At 49.2% G+C, this 18,788-nt stretch carries 21 protein-coding genes and 1 tRNA gene; 14 read left to right on the forward strand and 8 right to left on the reverse strand.

Annotated elements, in window-relative coordinates; translation table 11 throughout:
- Positions 1-30 precede the first annotated feature (30 nt).
- Complete coding sequence (locus ACZ45B_RS09155; protein ID WP_024546626.1) at positions 31-1,155, forward strand: CARDB domain-containing protein; 1,125 nt, start codon at positions 31-33, stop codon at positions 1,153-1,155.
- Positions 1,156-1,173: 18 nt separating this feature from the next.
- Here the strand turns inward: ACZ45B_RS09155 and ACZ45B_RS09160 are convergent, their stop codons facing one another.
- Positions 1,174-2,490, reverse strand: coding sequence for a hypothetical protein (locus tag ACZ45B_RS09160; RefSeq protein WP_024546625.1), 1,317 nt, complete (start codon positions 2,488-2,490; stop codon positions 1,174-1,176).
- A gap of 87 nt (positions 2,491-2,577) precedes the next feature.
- Between ACZ45B_RS09160 and ACZ45B_RS09165 the strand changes: the two genes are divergently transcribed.
- A complete protein-coding gene (locus ACZ45B_RS09165) occupies positions 2,578-3,051 on the forward strand; it encodes a TspO/MBR family protein (RefSeq protein WP_024546624.1) in 474 nt (157 codons plus the stop codon).
- Between the two features lie 3 nt (positions 3,052-3,054).
- On the opposite strand, the gene psb32 is transcribed toward ACZ45B_RS09165, so the two are convergent.
- The gene (psb32, locus tag ACZ45B_RS09170) at positions 3,055-3,753 is read right to left on the reverse strand and encodes a photosystem II repair protein Psb32 (protein ID WP_024546623.1); all 699 of its coding nucleotides are present in this window, start codon (positions 3,751-3,753) and stop codon (positions 3,055-3,057) included.
- 230 nt (positions 3,754-3,983) lie between these two features.
- Entirely contained in the window at positions 3,984-4,442 is a 459-nt protein-coding gene (locus ACZ45B_RS09175; protein ID WP_024546622.1) for a photosystem I reaction center subunit XI, read from the reverse strand.
- A 249-nt stretch (positions 4,443-4,691) separates the two neighbouring features.
- Here ACZ45B_RS09175 and ACZ45B_RS09180 point away from each other — a divergent pair, with 249 nt between their 5' ends.
- The 6 genes from ACZ45B_RS09180 to ACZ45B_RS09205 all read left to right on the forward strand — a co-directional run bounded on the left by ACZ45B_RS09180 (position 4,692) and on the right by ACZ45B_RS09205 (position 8,506).
- Positions 4,692-4,808: a photosystem I reaction center subunit VIII gene (locus ACZ45B_RS09180; RefSeq protein WP_024546621.1), complete on the forward strand. Its 117-nt coding sequence runs from the start codon at positions 4,692-4,694 to the stop codon at positions 4,806-4,808.
- A 228-nt stretch (positions 4,809-5,036) separates the two neighbouring features.
- Entirely contained in the window at positions 5,037-5,540 is a 504-nt protein-coding gene (sixA, locus tag ACZ45B_RS09185) for a phosphohistidine phosphatase SixA (RefSeq protein ID WP_024546620.1), read from the forward strand.
- A gap of 85 nt (positions 5,541-5,625) precedes the next feature.
- Entirely contained in the window at positions 5,626-6,768 is a 1,143-nt protein-coding gene (locus ACZ45B_RS09190) for a citrate synthase (protein ID WP_024546619.1), read from the forward strand.
- A gap of 13 nt (positions 6,769-6,781) precedes the next feature.
- Positions 6,782-7,381: a hypothetical protein gene (locus ACZ45B_RS09195; RefSeq protein ID WP_038027968.1), complete on the forward strand. Its 600-nt coding sequence runs from the start codon at positions 6,782-6,784 to the stop codon at positions 7,379-7,381.
- An 8-nt stretch (positions 7,382-7,389) separates the two neighbouring features.
- Entirely contained in the window at positions 7,390-8,310 is a 921-nt protein-coding gene (locus ACZ45B_RS09200; RefSeq protein WP_024546617.1) for an NAD(+) kinase, read from the forward strand.
- Positions 8,311-8,374: 64 nt separating this feature from the next.
- Positions 8,375-8,506, forward strand: coding sequence for a hypothetical protein (locus ACZ45B_RS09205; protein WP_255326087.1), 132 nt, complete (start codon positions 8,375-8,377; stop codon positions 8,504-8,506).
- Between the two features lie 104 nt (positions 8,507-8,610).
- Here ACZ45B_RS09205 and ACZ45B_RS09210 read toward each other — a convergent pair whose 3' ends face one another.
- Both ACZ45B_RS09210 and ACZ45B_RS09215 read right to left on the reverse strand, forming a co-directional pair.
- Positions 8,611-9,234: a hypothetical protein gene (locus ACZ45B_RS09210; RefSeq protein WP_024546616.1), complete on the reverse strand. Its 624-nt coding sequence runs from the start codon at positions 9,232-9,234 to the stop codon at positions 8,611-8,613.
- A gap of 398 nt (positions 9,235-9,632) precedes the next feature.
- Positions 9,633-9,704 (reverse strand) — tRNA-Cys (locus ACZ45B_RS09215).
- Positions 9,705-9,763: 59 nt separating this feature from the next.
- Between ACZ45B_RS09215 and hisA the strand changes: the two genes are divergently transcribed.
- Both hisA and ACZ45B_RS09225 read left to right on the forward strand, forming a co-directional pair.
- Entirely contained in the window at positions 9,764-10,534 is a 771-nt protein-coding gene (hisA, locus tag ACZ45B_RS09220; RefSeq protein WP_024546615.1) for a 1-(5-phosphoribosyl)-5-[(5-phosphoribosylamino)methylideneamino]imidazole-4-carboxamide isomerase, read from the forward strand.
- A 154-nt stretch (positions 10,535-10,688) separates the two neighbouring features.
- The gene (locus tag ACZ45B_RS09225) at positions 10,689-11,813 is read left to right on the forward strand and encodes a SpoIID/LytB domain-containing protein (protein ID WP_024546614.1); all 1,125 of its coding nucleotides are present in this window, start codon (positions 10,689-10,691) and stop codon (positions 11,811-11,813) included.
- 33 nt (positions 11,814-11,846) lie between these two features.
- Here the strand turns inward: ACZ45B_RS09225 and ACZ45B_RS09230 are convergent, their stop codons facing one another.
- On the reverse strand, positions 11,847-13,037 hold the full coding sequence (locus ACZ45B_RS09230) for a YihY/virulence factor BrkB family protein (RefSeq protein WP_464674858.1): 1,191 nt from the start codon (positions 13,035-13,037) through the stop codon (positions 11,847-11,849).
- Positions 13,038-13,177: 140 nt separating this feature from the next.
- Between ACZ45B_RS09230 and ACZ45B_RS09235 the strand changes: the two genes are divergently transcribed.
- The 3 genes from ACZ45B_RS09235 to ACZ45B_RS09245 all read left to right on the forward strand — a co-directional run bounded on the left by ACZ45B_RS09235 (position 13,178) and on the right by ACZ45B_RS09245 (position 15,967).
- Positions 13,178-13,633, forward strand: coding sequence for a hypothetical protein (locus tag ACZ45B_RS09235; protein ID WP_029681943.1), 456 nt, complete (start codon positions 13,178-13,180; stop codon positions 13,631-13,633).
- A 422-nt stretch (positions 13,634-14,055) separates the two neighbouring features.
- The gene (locus tag ACZ45B_RS09240) at positions 14,056-14,601 is read left to right on the forward strand and encodes a hypothetical protein (RefSeq protein WP_024546611.1); all 546 of its coding nucleotides are present in this window, start codon (positions 14,056-14,058) and stop codon (positions 14,599-14,601) included.
- 226 nt (positions 14,602-14,827) lie between these two features.
- Positions 14,828-15,967 (forward strand): hypothetical protein, encoded by a 1,140-nt coding sequence (locus tag ACZ45B_RS09245; protein WP_024546610.1) that lies wholly within the window; start codon positions 14,828-14,830, stop codon positions 15,965-15,967.
- 85 nt (positions 15,968-16,052) lie between these two features.
- Here ACZ45B_RS09245 and larC read toward each other — a convergent pair whose 3' ends face one another.
- Positions 16,053-17,357 (reverse strand): nickel pincer cofactor biosynthesis protein LarC, encoded by a 1,305-nt coding sequence (larC, locus tag ACZ45B_RS09250; RefSeq protein ID WP_024546609.1) that lies wholly within the window; start codon positions 17,355-17,357, stop codon positions 16,053-16,055.
- Positions 17,358-17,371: 14 nt separating this feature from the next.
- Between larC and ACZ45B_RS09255 the strand changes: the two genes are divergently transcribed.
- Positions 17,372-18,046, forward strand: a complete 675-nt coding sequence (locus ACZ45B_RS09255; RefSeq protein WP_024546608.1) for an L-threonylcarbamoyladenylate synthase — start codon at positions 17,372-17,374, stop codon at positions 18,044-18,046.
- Positions 18,047-18,057: 11 nt separating this feature from the next.
- On the opposite strand, the gene phoU is transcribed toward ACZ45B_RS09255, so the two are convergent.
- Positions 18,058-18,726 carry a phosphate signaling complex protein PhoU gene (phoU, locus tag ACZ45B_RS09260; RefSeq protein WP_024546607.1) on the reverse strand — a complete coding sequence of 223 codons (669 nt, stop codon included), beginning with the start codon at positions 18,724-18,726 and terminating at the stop codon, positions 18,058-18,060.
- Positions 18,727-18,788 lie beyond the last annotated feature (62 nt).

Genomic DNA, 18,788 nt, shown 5'->3' on the forward strand with positions numbered 1-18,788 from the left:
AACATTGTTAAAACTACGGGGACGTTTGCCATGAAGCTCAACACCATCTTTCAGCCCTCCTTACTTGCGGCATCGGTCATTCTCTCTGCCTGTTTCGGCTTCTCAACACCAGCGACGGCCGCTTCTTGGTTGGAGTGCAACGGTGATAGCGGCAAAAAATTGCGGTGGGGCGGCAATTCGACCACTGCACGCATCAATACGATAAGCTTTCCGGCGGGTCATCTGCTGCAATCGGTCGAACGGGGCGTTAGTGCCACCAATAGGAATCCTTCTCCCTTCGTGATCAACACCACAACAGAAACAGGCAGTGTGGGCAGTGGCAATGGCCAAAATGAAATTTACGCCAGTAGCATTTCACCCCCTGGAGTAGCCCGGATGCGCTACCACTGCTACTGGTTATTTGGTTGGCATTATGGCTTGGATGAAGTAGATATCGTCCTCGACTCATCCGACCGCTCTTGGACAACCTCCCAAAATAAAAGCGCCAATACAGTCTATACAGGTTCCCATTTACCCATCGATGCGGTGATTAACCATGAAGCTGGGCATTATCTAGGATTAATGCATGTGAGTTGGGAATACAACGTGATGGGAGATTCATGGCGCCATCACCATACGAATGGGGCAGTGGCAAAAACCTATTTTGGGGAAGATGCGTCCCATGGTTCCCGAGTCCTATATGGTGACCAGACTACGAATTTTAATGATGTTTCTGTTTCCCATTGGCGGCGCACCGGGGCAAGTGGTGAATACTCCAGTCATGGGCGGGTCAGAATTCGGAACAGCAACGATACGGCGACCTTGAGTAGTATAACGATCGCCGGGGAACCGGGCTATCGGGTGAGCCGTGGCAGTACAGTACGGCCTGAGTTTACGCTCGAAAACAACGGTAAGCAAACCCACAATAATGTGTCCTTCGGCATTTATGTTTCAACGAATGATTACATCAGTTACAGTGATATGCGCATTGGCGGCGGCACCTTTGGTTCTCTCCACCCGGCGGATGTTGCCACAACAACAATTCCGGTAACGATTCCGAATAATTTGACCCCGGGTCAGAACTACTGGCTAGGAATCATCGTGGACGAAAACAATACGATCGCCGAAGTGGATGGTGCGAATAACCGGGCCTATATTCCGATTCGAGTGGAATAGAAGTCTGGGAGGGATGGGCTATTGACCCTCGTTTAAGCGTCGGTCCCAATCTTCTGCTTCATCATCTCGGCCTTGGAGTTGCTGATCCAAGAGGTCTTGGTCGGTGCTGTAGGCGATCGCCTCTGGGGAAAGAATTTTTTGGTTGGCAAATTGCTGGGCGTAGGTGAGTTTTTGCTGCAGTTTTGGTTCCCCTGCGGCGAGGAGAGCGGCACGATCTTGGCGCGCGGCGTTACGCTGTTCTACCTTTTGGTTGCGGGTTTGGAGCCAGAAATAACGGCCCAGGGGAACCCCGAGAAAGGCGATCGCATAACCCAGCAGCACCGGATAGAGCACCTGCACCAAGACCACTAAGCCACCCACTTCCGCGACTAATTCTGCATCCCCAAGGAGTACTCCCAACATCAACGCCAGGATGAGATTCACGCCCCCGAGGGCGATCGCTAAAAATTTCTGTCCTGTGGGGGCTTGGGTAAAGGTCCACCGCTGTTCTTCTAAATATTGGGGTACTGTGGCTTTGCGACGTTCTTGGGCTTTGACCTGCAATTCCGGGAAATAATAAACTAAATCCCCCGTAGGCGATACTTCCGGGTAGCCATTAAACCGCGCTAACACAGGCAACATATGGCTTTCTTCTTCGAGTTCCCTCGGAGTTAGTTCATCAAAGTAAGGGGTAAGTTGTTCAGCAATCACAGTTCCAGAATGGTTTTGGATCACCTGACCAATGGCCTGCCAGCGGCGCTCTTCTAAATTTGGATTCGGGTCGCCATCACCAAACAGGAACGAAAACACCGCCTCCAGGAAATTCATTTCTGGTTTATCTTTGACCCGGGTACTGCCAGCCGAATAATTACCATAGCGGCGGCGGCGGTAATAGTTGGGGCTAAACACCCGGAATAGATCCGGCCCCCACCAAATCAGCCAGGGCATATTAAAAGAGGAACTGCGGCGGCGGGAGTTATTGTCATTGTCCTGGCTACTAGCGGCAATCACCAAGGCGAGGATGGCGATCGTCATCAATACAATGGAGAGGATTAGGGCGACCCCAAAGGAAATACGAATTAGGAAAAAGACCACCTGCCAAAGTTGATCGAGCTTCTCCTGGAGACGGATTTTGAAATATTTGTTACGGAGGATGGTGCGAAAATTTTGGGGAAATTCAAAAACGACATCCCCCGTTTCTGCCACCTGGAGGTGTCCTCCCGCATCGGCGGCAAGGTTGTAGAGTCCATTTTGGGCCACATTAAGGTCTAAGCCTGCCTGGGTTGCCACTTCTCCCACAGTCACGCGGTATTGGAGGGTTTCGACGGCACGCATCAGTTGAGGCGAAAAGGTCATGGTGATCCGATTCCTGAAAGGTTTTTGGAAAAAAATGCTTCCCTATACCAGTATAGAATTGGGTTGAAATTCTGGGGGGAGATGGAGATGCTGGGGACAGGATTATTGATTACCTTGGGGGCGATCGCCCTAGGGGTTGGGTTAAATCGCCTGATTTGCGCTGATCAACGGTGGTTTTTCCAGTTGCGCCGTCCGGCCTGGCTCACCTTTGAGGGCATTATTCCGGTGGTATGGACGAGCATTTTTATCTGCGGCATCATCTCGGCCAATTATGTCTGGCACGCCGACCCCCAGGGGTTTCGCACTTGGTTACTCATGGCGGGCTATGGCCTGTTAGAGCTAGTGATTTTGGCTTACACTCCGCTGATGTGCAAAACCCGCAGCTTGACGGTGGGTACCATCATTGGGGCTGCGGGTTTTGTTGTAGGTTTGTTGTTGGCGATCGCCGTTTTGCCAATTTCACCAACAAGTTTCTGGTTACTCGTGCCTTTCTTGGTGTGGAGTCCCATTGGCACTTACATCACCTGGGAAATGATTTGGCTGAATCCCGGCAAAGGCTAATCCCTAGCGCACATACCACCAATAGGTGGCCATGGGGATGATCGTCGCCAGGAGCAGCAACACCACCACCCAGATGGTTGAACTGGTGGTTTTTGTATCTTCAGCTTTGGTAAAGGTACTTTCGATATTAATTTCGGCGATTTCTGGGGGGCCAGGATCCGCTTCCCCATTGAGGATGGCACCGATGCGCGCTTCCGCATCTAAAAGGGCTTGGTTGTAAGCACTACTGCGCAATGGATAACCCAGAGTTTCTCCGGTGATGCTTGCCGCTGTCTCCGGAGGAATCACATTTTGAAGATTTTCACCAATGGCGATCGCCACGTTGTTGGTGAGTACATCCATCGCTACTACCACTTCATTGGCTCCCGCCTCTGGGGTCGGAAACCACTTCGCAAAGACTTTATCGGTAAACTCTTCCATGGTTTGACCATAATCTAAGCGACGGATCGCCACAAAATGCAAACCTTTTCCTGTCGTTGCGGCCAGATCACTTAATTCTCGATTTAGACGTCCCTCATTGGCACGGCTAACCGCCTCGGCCTGATCCACCAACCAAACGGGCTGATCTGCTGTGGCGTAGGGCACATCATAGACACCAGTGGCCAGGGCAGAGGGCGTCACTCCCCCCATGGCTAACAGCACTGCCGCCAGCCAGACCCCCAGTTTTTGCCACCATTGCAAGCTTTTGGGTTGAAATTTCATCTTAAAAACAAGTCCAAAAATTTAGGCATATCACTTTAATTCAAGGATAAACTAAGGGCGATTACCACCGAAACCAATCTCCCCAAACCCCGAGACCTAAAAAATACAAAAAACCCAGTGAAATTTCACCGGGTTTCAACAACAAACTCAACTGACTAGATTTACCAAATTTTATGATCCACAAAGGCCACAAGTGACTTGAGGACCATGGCCATGCACTCAAAAATTTTCTAGAGAGTGTACATCATCGGCATAGCGATACAGAGACCATAGGCCACGAGAGCACCACCACAACCACCGATGAGAAAGCCAGCCGCGAATTCGCTCCAGCCTTCCTTTGTACCAAGATTCTCGGGGGGATTTGGCGTCGTCAAGGTTGCCGTTGGTGTGCTTACGCCTGCGCTGCCATAGAGAGACAAAGCAAGAGTCAGCAGAGAAACTAAAGCCACCGTAGATAATAGACCCGCAACCCCAGCAAAATCAGCATTCCGCAGGGGGCCAAGAAGGGCAAAGGGGCCATAGAGGAAATAGCCATGGGCCATGCCGACTTCTAAACCCCGGCGTTGGGCCGACAGCCCGGGACGATAGCCAGGCAGATTATTAATAAAAGCTTTACTAAAGGCAGAGGCATTGATTGGTGTTGCGAGGTTCCCGACTTGGGGATCGCCACCATGTTGAATAACGTCCATTGAATGTTTAAGCTCCTCTCAAAACAAACTTACAAATTAAGTTTCAGGTAAACACTTGTTAGGGATTATAAGAGATATCGCTAGATTTACAGGCTTTCTTAGTATTTGGCAACATTTAGCCCCAGTCCTGGGAATTGGCGGCATTTATGTTAAGAATCGTAATGTCTCGGCGATCGCCTAGGCCCTAGCAGTAATATCCGAGGTATTGTGAAATTCCATTTGTTAATAGCATTTAGGAAAGATTTAAATATGAACGGTGCTTACGCAGCTTCTTTTCTCCCCGTTATCCTTGTGCCCCTCGTGGGTGTAGTATTCCCGGCCCTCGCCATGGGATTACTCTTCAAGTACATCGAGTCTGAAGCCTAAGGTCAAAACCCCGAGCTATTTTCGCAAACTCCATAACATTTAGCATTTTTAGAATTTCCCCATGAGCCTGGCTTCCAGTGCTGTGGGGAATTGTTTTTTGGTTGTGGCACATTGGGATAGGGAGTCCATGGGTTGTTTGAGTACTCATGCAGCAGAAAGTCCTGCCAGGAATTCAGGACAAAACAGATGCGACTCCCGCACTATCAAGCGCTTTTCAGAGGAGAATCAATGGAACTATACCTGTTTCGCCACGGCATTGCGGCAGACCGCACAGAATATACAAAAGATGCTGATCGTCCCCTCACCCCCGAGGGCACAGCCCGGACAAACCTGGTTGCCCAACGGTTACATCAACTGGGAATTACATTTGATGGGATTTTAACCAGTCCTCTAGTCCGGGCCAGACAAACGGCAGATATTCTCACGGCGGCACACCTCGGACCGCAACCACAGATCTTTTCGGCCTTGGCCCCCGGCGGATCCCTGGGGGGATTTTTACCCTGGCTCGCCCACTGGGAAGCCCCCCCGGAGGCTCGCTTGGTGCTGGTGGGCCATCAGCCAGATTTGGGAGAATGGGCAGCGGCGATCGCCTTTGGCCATTCCAACAACGGGAATAATCTGATTCTCAAAAAAGCTGGGATTATCGGGATTCGTTCAGGGGCAGCACGCATTCAGGCCCACACCGACAATCAACTTTTTCTGCTCACCTCACCAAAATGGCTACTACCATAACCCCCGTGATAGGCTAAGTTAGCCACTGGCACGAAGAATATCAGCCTGAATATTTATTTTTTAGAATCTCATCAAGGTACAGAGTATGACGACTGGTTGCGAATTTAAACCCGGCTTAGAAGGAATTCCTGCAGCCCAATCCAGCATTAGCTTTGTCGATGGTAAAAATGGCATCCTCGAATACCGGGGCATCCCAATCCAAGAGCTGGCTACAAAAAGTTCTTTTCTCGAAGTTGCTTACCTTTTAATTTGGGGAAATTTGCCTACCCACCAAGAACTTGAAGATTTTAAAAACGATATTCTCTACCACCGTCGGATTAAATATCGCATTCGGGACATGATGAAATGTTTTCCCGAAACAGGTCACCCAATGGATGCCCTCCAAACCTCGGCGGCGGCCCTGGGGCTTTTCTATGCGCGGCGGGCCTTGGATGATCCAGAATATATCCGTCATGCCGTCGTTCGCCTACTGGCAAAAATCCCCACCATGGTGGCGGCGGCGAACTCCATGCGCAATGGCAATGATCCGGTACAGCCCAACGACAGTCTGGATTATGCGGCTAATTTCCTCTACATGATGACAGAGCAGCGCCCCTACGAGCTCCAGGCAAAAATTTTTGACATTTGTTTGATGCTCCATGCCGAACATACGATTAATGCCTCCACCTTTTCGGCGATGGTAACGGCTTCAACCTTGACAGATCCCTATGCGGTGATTGCTTCGGCGGTGGGAACTTTGGCAGGTCCCCTCCATGGTGGGGCGAACGAAGAAGTGCTCTTAATGTTGGAGCAAATTGGTTCGGTCGAGAATGTGCGGGACTATGTAGAAAACTGCGTTGCCAATAAGCAGAAAATCATGGGCTTTGGCCACCGGGTCTATAAAGTCAAAGATCCCCGGGCGGTGATTCTCCAGGGATTAGCCGAGCAGTTATTTGAACTGGAAGGGGAAGACCCCTACTATAAAATTGCCCTAGAACTGGAAAAAATTGTCGAAGAAAAGTACGGCCAGAAGGGAATCTACGCCAACGTCGATTTTTATTCGGGCCTGGTTTACCGCAAGCTAGGAATTCCTAGTGACCTGTTCACGCCCCTGTTTGCGATCGCCAGGGTAGCGGGCTGGTTAGCCCACTGGAAAGAACAACTGGGGGTCAACCGGATTTTCCGGCCGACCCAGGTCTATACAGGGCTTCATGATCAGCCTTATATTCCCGTTGAGGAACGCTACTAAGAGGAAAATGGCGATGAACTCATTGACTCTGCAACGGGCTTTGGGATTGGGTCTTCTCCTGTTTGGCTTGGGAAGCTGTGGAACAAATGTATCTGTCGAGACAGCAATTCTCACCCCCAGTGACCAGTGGCAAACCCTCACCACAGCAAACGTGCAACTGGATCTCCCTCCGGGTTATGTGGGGGGCGATCCGGGCCGTGATCTAGAAGCTTTGCAAAGGACTTTAGTATCCTGGGAGCAAGGCGATCGCACCGAATGGCTTAGTCAAAACGCAGCCGAATTCGAGTTCTTGGCTTTCCAACGGGCAGGAGAGATGCTGAATAGCATCAATATTGTCCAGGAAGATCGTCCAAAAACCTTGACCCTTGCGGACTACCTACAACGGCAAACCGAAAAGCTTGAAGCAGCCGGAATTACTGCCACCAGCACCATAACAGCTACCAGTGCCAGCCTCGAACTCAGGAGTATGAACCTGTATCAACGCATTTATATCTATCCCACTGAGACAGTTTTTTGGGTAATTACCTATAGTAGTGGTAGCCCCAATGCTGAGTTCACCGCTGGGGTTGAGCAGAGTCAGCAAAGCTTTCAAGTGCGCCTGGAGCCGTCTTAAAAAAATCTGTGAAACTTGACCAAGTGATCATCGCCTATAAAGCTGGTGACCCCTTTGCAAAAAAATGGGCCGAACGGTGTGCCCATGAATTAGAGGCGGGGGGCAGCAAAATTCTCCTGGGCCCCAGTGGTTTTAAGGACAATCCCTATCCAGTTTTTTTGGCTTCGGTGAGTGAACCGATTGATCTGGCAATTGTCCTTGGGGGAGATGGTACAGTCCTTGCGGCGGCCCGCCATTTATCTAAGGAAAATATTCCTATTTTGGCCGTCAATGTGGGGGGACACCTGGGTTTTCTCACGGAACCCTTTGAACAGCTCCAAGATAGTGAGGCCCTCTGGCAGCGGCTCCGCAGTGACACCTATGCGGTGGAAACCCGGATGATGCTGGAGGCGAAAGTCTGTGAAGGCGATCGCCACGACCCTGAGATTATTAGCGAAACCTTTTATGCCCTCAACGAGATGTGCGTCAAACCCGCCGCCATTGACCGGATGCCTACCGCCGTCTTTGAGATGGAGGTCGATTGTACCATCGTTGACCAATACCATGGGGATGGCCTGTTGGTAGCCACTTCCACTGGTTCTACCTGCTATACTGCCTCGGCCAATGGGCCAATTATGCACCCTGGCCTAGAGGCGATCGTTGTTACACCCATCTGCCCTCTCAGCCTTTCTAGTCGGCCCATCGTCCTACCGGCCCGATCCAATGTAGACATCTGGCCCCTGGGGGACTATGACCTGAATAATAAACTCTGGAGTGATGGCGCCCTGGCCACTTCCATTTGGCCAGGGCAATGGGTGAATGTCCAAAAAGCCCACTGTGATTGCAAATTTATTATCCTGCGAGAAACTTACTCCTTTTACCAAACGATTCGGGACAAACTCCAGTGGGCGGGCTCCCGGATCCATCATCAAAATGCCCACCGCAACTAATGCTTTATGAGGTTTAATCAACACTCAAATCAGGGGCTTTAATAGAAGACATTGAATTAGCACCATGGCCCAACGCTGGATAGACGAAATGCTCGATGAGTTCGGAGATGACGTTAAAGAGCTTAGCGAATCTATCAAAACCCAACAAGAAGAACAGAGAGAACTGACCATCAGGTTCAATGCTTACCAGATGTAGCTAACTTAGCCTTTGGCCTTTTGGCAACCATCACCATTACGACCATCATCACCGCCGTCGTCAAATAAAACGATTTTAAATTCTCCGATCAAAGGGGTTGGGGACTATTTGCCAAACCTCTTTTCGTTTTCTATGCGCGCTTTCAGTCGAGCCAGCTCTAAATCAACTTCTCTTTTCCGGGTCTCTGGTGTCAGCTCAGTTTTTGGTGGCTTTTTCTCCAGGTTGATCCGTTGCTCCGGTGGCGTAAAATATCGCCTCAAGACCTCAGGATGTCGCACCAAATATTCCAGGTGGTACAGATATAAAGCGATCGCCGAATACATGATGAAGACCATTGCAATTTCAGCATTGCTTACCTCCAGAGTCTCTGGATCGACAAAGGGAGCGCCGATATAAGTCCCGGCACAAAGCAAGATCACCAAGAAAAGACTATTCACCGTCACCATCACCAACAGCACCGCTTCCCAGAGACTATCAATCATCCCCAGCTCTCGAATGCCTTCTAATCTCACTAATATCCATTGAGATAAATAATGCAGCCCAAAGGCCAGCCCGCCCATAAACACCAGCATAAACAGCACAAACAAGGGATGAACCGTTAAAACGCGATTGCGAGAGGCTGCATCAAAAAAGCCCCCCGCAACTCCAAGCACAACGAAATTAATTAACAAACGTAACCAGGCCAACGGGTAGGGTATCGCCGGAGACCAGCCAAATTTCTTAGCCATGATATTTTTTCTCTCATTGCCCTAATCTTACCCAGCAGAAAAAATGTTTTCATCGCAAAATGCCTCCTCAAAAGACCATTAAAAGAGAGCGTTTTTCTAATCATTGTGAGCGCTGGGCAAAGACCATAAATATCTGTATCAAGTAATTTTTTGAGTGTTTGCCCCTACTATCTTCCCAAAAGCAAGGGCCTTGAACTGTTCTTAATAGTCAAATAAAAAATCCCTAAAAAGTGCTCACTTCCTAGGAATTTTTATCCATAGGTTGAGGTGACAACAAATGGACAATGGTTACTTTGATTCGGAACTTTTAAATCCTGATTGGGAAGATTGCCCAAAAACAGGAAAGCCGGGAATCCCATCTGTGGAGCGGGTTCCAGTTTAAGTTTGCTTACAAGATAAGGTGGTACCCAGATTCGAACTGGGGAGTGGAGGTTTTGCAGACCTCTGCCTTACCACTTGGCTATACCACCGGGTCAACAGTTCGCTATTATAACAGGGCTTTTGTTCATATCACAACATTTTTTTCGCTATGGAAGTTATCCCCGCAATTGATCTGCTTGGTGGTCAATGTGTACGCCTCTACCAGGGGGACTATCAACAGGCTCAGGTTTTTAACAATGATCCGGTGCAGGTGGCCAAGACTTGGGCGGCACAGGGGGCAACCCGACTCCATGTGGTGGATCTCGATGGTGCCAAACAAGGAGAATCGGTGAACTTGGGCGTCATCCAAAAAATTGCGGCGGCGATCGCCATTCCGGTGCAGGTGGGGGGCGGCCTCCGCACAATCGCGAGCGTAGATCAGTTGTTTGCTGTGGGAGTAGAGCGAGCAATTTTAGGGACAGCGGCGGTAGAAAATCCAGAATTGGTGACAGAACTTTGTGGCAAATATCCAGGCCGGATCGCTGTCGGCATTGATGCGCGCAATGGCAAGGTCGCCACCAAGGGCTGGTTAGAAACCTCTGAAGTTTTGGCGACGGATTTGGCTCAACAAATGGCGATTCAAGGAGTGGCCGCGATTATTTATACCGATATTCACCGGGATGGTACGATGGCAGGCCCAAATCTAGAAGCTTTACGGGAATTAGCTTCGACCATCGATATTCCGGTCATTGCTTCCGGGGGCGTGAGTTCCCTGGGAGATTTAATCAATCTTGTCGCCCTCGAAAGCCTTGGGGTGACCGGGGCGATCGTTGGCCGCGCAATCTATACCGGTGATATTGATGTGGCAGAGGCAGTGAAGGCTGTCGGCCCCCAACGGCTCCAGGACGTTTACCCTAGCGATGGCACGGCGATCGCCTAAATTTCATGTTAGATTGAGCCATAAAATTTGCAGTAGGATACTGTTGGAACAAATTTATCCAGCCGTCGTTCTAAACTAGAGCGGCATAGGGGCAACGGCAAATGGCATCGCCCAAAGCAATCAGTACCTTTATCGATGATTTAATAATGTGGCTATGGTGAGACCTTTACGCAGATTGATTGGACATTCCTGGACTCTGGCAGGACTGATTTGGCTCGCGAGCCTCGCCCCAGCTCCAGCACAAGCAGCGGTTAATCTGCGGGTGGCGGTACGGCAAACAACCGCTAATCTTCAGGTAGGCAGCTCTAGTAATGCGGTGATTAGGAATGGCCAAGGCCAAGTCCTGGGGGAAATTGCTGGGATGAGCTCCTTTGAGGTGAGCCGTCAAGGAAATCAACTGGCCTTTGATCGGTGGCAGGCCTCGGAATTATGGGTCGAACCCAAGGGTGATGGCTATGTTTGGATTGGTGATCGCTGGTATCGGGGCCGTACCCAACTCCGTGCAAGCGGTAATCAAATCCTCGCCATTAACCATGTTGACCTCGAAGAATATCTCTACAGCGTGGTAGGAGCCGAAGCGATTCCCAGTTGGCCCCAAGAAGCGCTCAAGGCCCAAGCTGTTGCTGCCCGCACCTATGCCCTCAAAAAGCGTGCCGAAAATGCAGGGCGGCCCTTTGATCTAGACACCACCACCGCCACCCAGGTTTATAAAGGCCTCAATAGTGAATATAGTACGACCCACGCAGCAGTAAATGCCACGGCCAACCAGGTGATGACCTACAATGGCGATGTGATTTTGGCTGTTTTCCATTCTTCTTCTGGTGGCCATACCGAAAATGTTGAAGATGTTTGGAGCCAACCGCTGCCCTATTTACGGGGGGTGGTGGACTATGACCAGTCAGCTCCGGTATATCAGTGGAATAAAACTATTTCGGCCGCACAATTGGGCCAGTTGGTCGGCGGGGTTGGCACCGTGCAACAACTGGTTCCCCAGCGGGCTACTCCCCAGGGCCGGGTAGTGACGATGCGGATTATTGGCGATCGCGGCACCAAAGATATTAGTGGAGACCAATTGCGTCAGCTCTTGGAACTGCGGAGCACCCTCATTAACGCCCGTATCCAACAGGGGGACGTTTACATCTATGGGAAAGGCTTTGGTCATGGTGTCGGAATGAGTCAATGGGGTGCTAATAGCCTTGCCGCCCAGGGGATTAATTACCAGCAAATTTTGCGCCACTATTATCAGAATGCCACCATTGCTAGATTGACCCCCCGTTAAGGCAGTCCCTAATACTGGGCAGAAGTGCGGGCTTCAACTAGATGTTTCTTCAGGCAATGGGGAATTGCCATAGGAGATCAAATTGCCACGCTTGAGGGCATCTTCGAGCATTGCTTCCCCCACTACGGCATTTAATTGATCTCCTAAAAGCATTACAAGGGCGCTGAGTTGGAGCCAAAGCATGAGAATAATTGCCGTCCCTACGGCGCCATAAACGCGGTTGTATTGCCCAAAATTAGTGACATAAAGACGAAATAACGAAGAGATAATCGCCCAGGAAATCGCCCCAAGAATTGCTCCAGGAAGAATAGGCATCCCTTTAATCAGGCGACTAGAGCCCATGCTGTAGATAAAGGCAAAGGCGATCGAAACGATCGCCAAAGCGACAGGTAGACTCAAGAATCGCCAGAGGGTGACTAATAAGTTAGCCAGATCATAGTCAATTTTCATATCCACAATGAGGCTTTGGATAAAGAGAATTGAAAAACAGAGGGCAAAAAAAGCGCAGAGGGCGATCGCCAAGCTAAAAGACATCTGTTTTAGTTTCCGCCAGGGATGGCGGCGATCAGGTGGGCTCATGAGTAGATTTAAAACCATTGCCACGATCCCTGCCCCCAGCCCCAGGGCTAAGGGAAAACTCAGTAAACGCCACAGAGTTACCAACACATTAACCCCCGCCGAATTCACCGGTAAACGCACGATCAAATCCAAAGCGACCTTAACGACGTTATCCCCCACCAGTACCAAAAACGAGGCAAAAATCAGGAGGGCGATCGCCCCGAGGGTAATAAAAATCGAGATTAATTTTGCTTTCCAGAAAGGACGCCGCTGATCCAATGGGATTTCATGGATTTGATCAAGGGCATTCATTGCTGCACTAAACGCCCCGGAAGATACCCAAATCGTTGCGATAAAACTTGCCGAAAAAAGACTCCGACTGGGAGTTTTACCAATTTCTGATGTAAATTCCCGCAGTAGCATCCACACCGATTCTGGCATCACATCTTCGTAGTAGCTGGCCAATTGGATAATCGTCTGGTCTAAGGTTTCCGTAAATGAGCCTAGGGCAGTCAATGCCATGATAATGATCGGAAAGAGAGACAGCATCACATTAAAGGCAATCTCCGCAGAGAGACCAAACAGTCGCCGCCGCAACGCCTGACGAATTGTCCAGTAGACCGTCCGGTGATTGAGAAACAAAAAAAATCGTAAAAAACGTTTCATGGCATGATCACTGGGGGCAATAAATTAATTTTTGCAGATGCACGCTTAGACATAGGCTGAAACGTTTGGGGATCCTAAAGGATCACACTACTATAAATTTATGGTTTAAATCTGCTCTCGTCTGGGAGGAGGCCGTCAATATGGATGAAGAAGTCGTGCAATGGCTTGCTGAAATTAAGCGCCTTAAACAACAATTGGCCCAAACTCAACAGGCACTCCAAACCTGTAAATCCCGCGAACTAAAGTGGCGTCAACACTATACAGAGGAAGCCCAACAGCGTCGAACCGAAGCCCGTCTCGCTGCAGAGCAGTTGGCTCAAGCAGAGCTCTCTCTACAAGCTTTACAACAAAACTTTTTATCCGCCGCCGATACCCCAGAAACCAGCCAAGCGCTCTGGCAGGAATTAGCGGCGATCACCGATCTTGATCTTCTCAAGCAGCAGCTCTTTCAGGTTACCCAGGAGCGAAATCGAGCTCTCCAGACTCTCCAACTAGAACAGCAGCACCATCGTCAAACCCAGGAAAATCTCACCAGTGTCATCAATGATTTGGTGGAGCAGTTGAATAAATACAGGCAGAGAAACGACCCTGAATAGGGCGAAATATTTGCAATACAGAGGTATTACTTGGGACTGTTCAACTGGGTTTGAAAAAAATTTCTAGCTGCCTCAAAAGGATGACTGTGGATTGATTTAAGGCGAAGAAATACAACAGTCCATTTTTAAAAATAAGACTGATTTTTTTGCTAAATCATAAAATTATTCTATTGCGGCGATCGTCTACTGGCGAAGACGTATTTTTCCTAAATTAAGCGAATTTTTTAGCTGATCTCAATAATTGCCAGGTCAAAATATTGCCCGAATAAATTTGTGCTCAAAACCGAGAGAAATTCTTTGAGACTGGGCGCTTTCAAAACTTATTTTTGTTATTACTTTTTATAAAAAAATCCCGTTACATACCAAAGAAATAGCGAAAATATTATTGTGCCTATCCATTTCTTCAAGGAGGGGATCACACCATGAAATCCTCTACCATCCGCCATCTTTTTAGCTTCCCACTCCTCCCCCTAGGGCTTCTCTTCGCCGCCGCCCTTGCTCTACCGAAGCCTCTCCAGGCTCAACCCTGCTATGTCTCTATGGGGAGAGCTGTCACGGGTGCTAATGTTAGCGTTGATCGCTGCTCTATTCGCAGAGCCAGTGAGCGCAGTGTGAACTTCACTTATGAGCTCGGGCAAATGAGAATCAATGCCCAAGCCCACTGCTGGGACAACACCTGGACGAGTTTCCATGATGGTGTGACCCACAGCCCGATGTCTACGGCAACCCAAAATATGTTGAATTTTGTCTGCGACGGTGGCACGGGCAATCTGGGTAACCCCGGGGCAATCAATACGGCGTTTGTTTTTGCACCGCCATCTAACGTCCGTACCTATCCCAATGGTCCTATTCTTTGTACTGTGCGATCGCCCCGGACGATCAACCTCTATGGGAATCAAGGTGATTGGTTCCATACCGATGCCTGCGGCAGTATGGGAATGATTCATAACAGTCAATTGCGATTCTAGGTCTGAACTGTCATTGCCTCAGCCGGAGCCAGGGAAAAGTTCTGCCATCCCTGGCCGGTTTTGGCGTTGCCCCAGGACAAATAAATGATTGAAGCCAAAATGTTGCGCTTTGTTTTGACCTGTCGCCGGGAAAATTGCACGAAGTCGGAGTTGTGTGACAATCTACAGGGGGATATACACTAAATAATAGTGCTAGGGTCATTCGATTTAGCAAAGTGAGGACAGTATGCCCATCGATAATGCACAACTAGAGCGCCTACTCTCTTTGGTGAAAACAGCGCAACTCACCCAGGAGGAGTTTGATGTCCTCCAATCTCACTTTGGCTTGCTCAAAAAACCGACCTCTCAACCCTTGCCCTCCCCGGAGACTGCCAAAGCTGAAACCAGTGCCCCTAGTTCTTTTTGGCAAAAGCCAATCTTTGGTAACAAAAGCCTTGTAGAAAAGGTTTCTAATTACTTCGCAAAACAGCCTGTACCTCCTTACTCCCTAGATCGTTATACGCAGTTGTGGAAGCAACTGGAAACAAAAACTATTACCCTCAAGGGTCTGGAGAACAGAAAATTCAGCGGCCAAGAATTTCTCGACTTCTTTCGGATTCGCATTTTGATTGATTTAAATATGGGAACCTTCAAAAACTTGAAGGATACCATCGATCTATTTGAGGTGATGTTATTTTCCCTCGAAAGTTTTGTCTTAATTAATGAGACGGAGTTTCTATATCGCAGCCCTTCTCAGCTCAAAGTCTATGAGGCGATCGCCGAAATCTTAGACCACCATACCGACAGCACTGAAATTTTGCTGCAGATGAAAAAAAATGTAACGCCCCTACTCAAGGACTTTAAAACCGAAGAAGGGTTAAATGTAGCCAAGAATTATATTTTGGCGATTAAAGAAGTTACCCGCTACAAGAATGGCATTAAACTGCTCAATATTCTGCGTAACCTCAACTCCCGTTATTCCCTTCTCCTGTCAACCTTTAATCTTGCCCAGGAAGTCCTCACCCAGCCAATCGGTACCGATCTAGAGGTGCTCGAAAAACGTGTTTCTGAAATTGAAGAAACCATCTATACCCTCTGTTCAGCGATGGGGATGCCGAAAAATCAAAATAACCTGCTCGGCCATGTCAAAGTCTTCCATTTCCTCGCCCTGGACTACCGCAACAAGAATGCAGGAAATGAGTTTAAAGCATTGTTGGGTGACCTCAAGAAATGGGAAAAAATTGCTGGGGAGCTACAAAATATTAAAGATACTTATCCGCCAAATGATTATGAAGTTCCTGACTCATTCAAGCAGGATCTTCCGGGTTTGTCCCTTTATCAAAAGTATCAGCGCTTCTTGAATATCCGTAAAACTATCGGGGCTTAAGTGATCGCTTTCTAGGCAGAACTGGAGAGGCTTCGGTAAAATCCAACCTCCTCCCCGGAAGATAAGCGGCCTGATTTTTTCTGACTTAGTCAAAAAATTGTTTAAGGATTTGCTGGGCGATCGCCTGCCAGGGTTGCCCGGTTTTTTCAGCGATTTTTACCACATCTTCGTATTCGGGTTGCACGTTAAAAAGGCGATCGCCCCGGTAACCAATTTTGAGTTTGACGTCACCATGGGCTGTAGAAATGGTTTCAAAGCGGCGATCAAGCACAGAACGGAATTGAGTTTGGCGGCGGATACCAAGGGTACTGGTTTCAGTGAATAAAATCTCTTCGCAGCGATCTACTAAATCGACGGGACAAATGACCGTTAACAGGGTTCCCAGGCGATTTTTTTTCATTGTAATCCCCTGACTGAAGACATCTAACGCGCCGGCTTGGCGCAGTTTTTCGCTAGCATAGGCGATCGCCTGAGGGTTGAGATCATCGATTTGGGTTTCGAGGGTGACAATGGTTTCTAAATTTGGTGTTTCTGCCCGATAACCAAGCCAAAGCCTTAATAAATTCGGTAAAGGTAAATCAAGGGTACCGGAGCCCAAGGCAACTTTTTCTAGGGTCATCGCGGGGGGTTTCCCAAAATCCTTCGCTAGGGTAGTGGCGATCGCCGCTCCGGTGGGCGTAACCAATTCCTTATCAATCCCGTTGCTGTAAATCGGCACTTTTCGCTGTTGCCAAAGCTGTAAAACCGCAGGCACGGGCACAGGCAAAATTCCGTGAGCCGCTTTAACTGTTCCGCCTCCAGTGGGCATGGGCGAACAATATAATTCGTCAATCCCGAGCCAATCCAAACCGAGGCAAGTGCCGACAATATCCACTAGGGCATCCGTCGCCCCCACCTCATGGAAATGCACCATGTCCGGTGTGGTGCCATGGACCGTCGCTTCGGCGATCGCCAAATTTTGAAAAATCTCTAAACTCCATCGTTCTACCCGTTCCGGGAGTGCTGCCTGCCGAATGAGCTGCTGAATTTCAGGCAAATGGCGGTGGGGAGTATGGCCATCATGGTGATGGTGGGATTCACGGCCCTCTACCTGTTCATGGGAGTGGGGGTGATCGTGGTGCTGGTGAGGAATAGCGGCGGTGTTTGAGGTTGTGGAGGCCAAATCCCTACCGGGATGATCATCGGTTTCTAATAACTGCACATAGACCTTCGTTGCCCGCTGTCCTTGACGAATCACCGTTTCCGCCCGAAGATCGTATTCATGGGTGATTCCGAGACGATTTAGCTGATTTTTGAGATATTCCAGCGGTACGCCCCCATCTACCAATGCACCGAGGCACATGTCCCCTGCAATTCCCGTCGGGCATTCGAGATAGGCAATTTTTTTCATAGCGGCAAAAACTAATGGCTAAGTTCTATTCACTCCATCCCCAAAATCCTCAACAGCGTGACCTTGAGGCGATCGCCAAACAGCTCAGGTCGGGGGCAGTGATGTTGTATCCCACAGATACAGTGTACGCCATTGGCTGTGATCTCACCGCGAAAAACGCTGTGCAAAAAGTCCGGCAACTCAAGCGCCTTGCCAACGACAAGCCCCTGACGTTTCTCTGCTCATCTCTCTCGAATATTTCCGAATATGCCATGGTCAGTGATGATGCCTATCGGATTATGAAGCGGGTTATCCCTGGCCCTTATACCTTCCTGCTGCCTGCCACCAAACAAGTGCCCAAACTGGTAATGAGCCCCAAGCGCCGCAGTACAGGAATCCGCGTCCCCGACAATGCCATCTGCCAAGGTTTACTGCAAGCTCTAGGGAACCCCATTATTTCCACCTCAGCCCACCTCCCTGATGAAGATGGTGAGCCTTTTACCCTTGATCTCGAAAAAGCGCTTTTGTTTGATGCCCTAGAGCCCCTTGTGGATATCATCATCGATAGTGACGCTGAACCCGGCAATAAGACTTCAACAATTCTCGATTTTTGCGATCGCCAACCTGCCCTCATCCGTAAAGGCTTAGGTTGGGATGCCCTTGCCAGTTGGATCGACCTCGTCGATCTCTCCGAGGCCGCCCCAGATTAATGCGCCTTCGCCTAAGTCCGTTGGCCAGTAATAATGTAAGAAACCCGCTGGGCAATATTCGTTGCATGGTCAGCCATACGCTCTAGGTCCCGAATAATCAGCGCCATCAAAATAAACGGCTCAATCATCCCCGGCAAATTTTGCTGTTGGGCTAGGGCCGCATAGATGCGGTCAAAGTCATCATCCACCCGGTCATCTAGCTTTTTCACATAGGGCCCTGCATTGGGGTCAAGTTCTGCGAGGGCGACCAAACTCGTCGACAACATTAGTTGGGCATGTTCCGACATCCCTTCAATCTCTGACATTAACCCATGGGGTGAATAGGGAACCAAACGAATAGCTTTTTCTGCCAAATCCTCTGCATAGTCCGCAATCCGCTCTAGATCTCGCACCAATTGCATAAAGGCACTGACAAAGCGGCAATCTTGACTCACTGGTGCTTTAAGGGTCAGCATCGCCGAACAATCGGCTTCGATCTGACGATAATAGCGGTCAATTTCCTTATCCAAAGCCCGGAGTGTTTCGTAAGCCTCCAAATCTTCCTTAAAGAGGCAATTATGACCCAACCGGAAAGCTTGCTCAACCAACGCCCCCATCCGCAAAACTTCTTGTTCTAAACGCTGGAGAGAACGCTCAAAATGGGTACGTTCTTTCTGGGGAGACTGATGGAATAACTGCATAGGATATTAAAATTGGATTTCTTTATATCAATCTTTTGTGATGAACATTCTTACATTATAAA

The sequence above is a fragment of the Picosynechococcus sp. NKBG15041c genome (assembly GCF_055380235.1).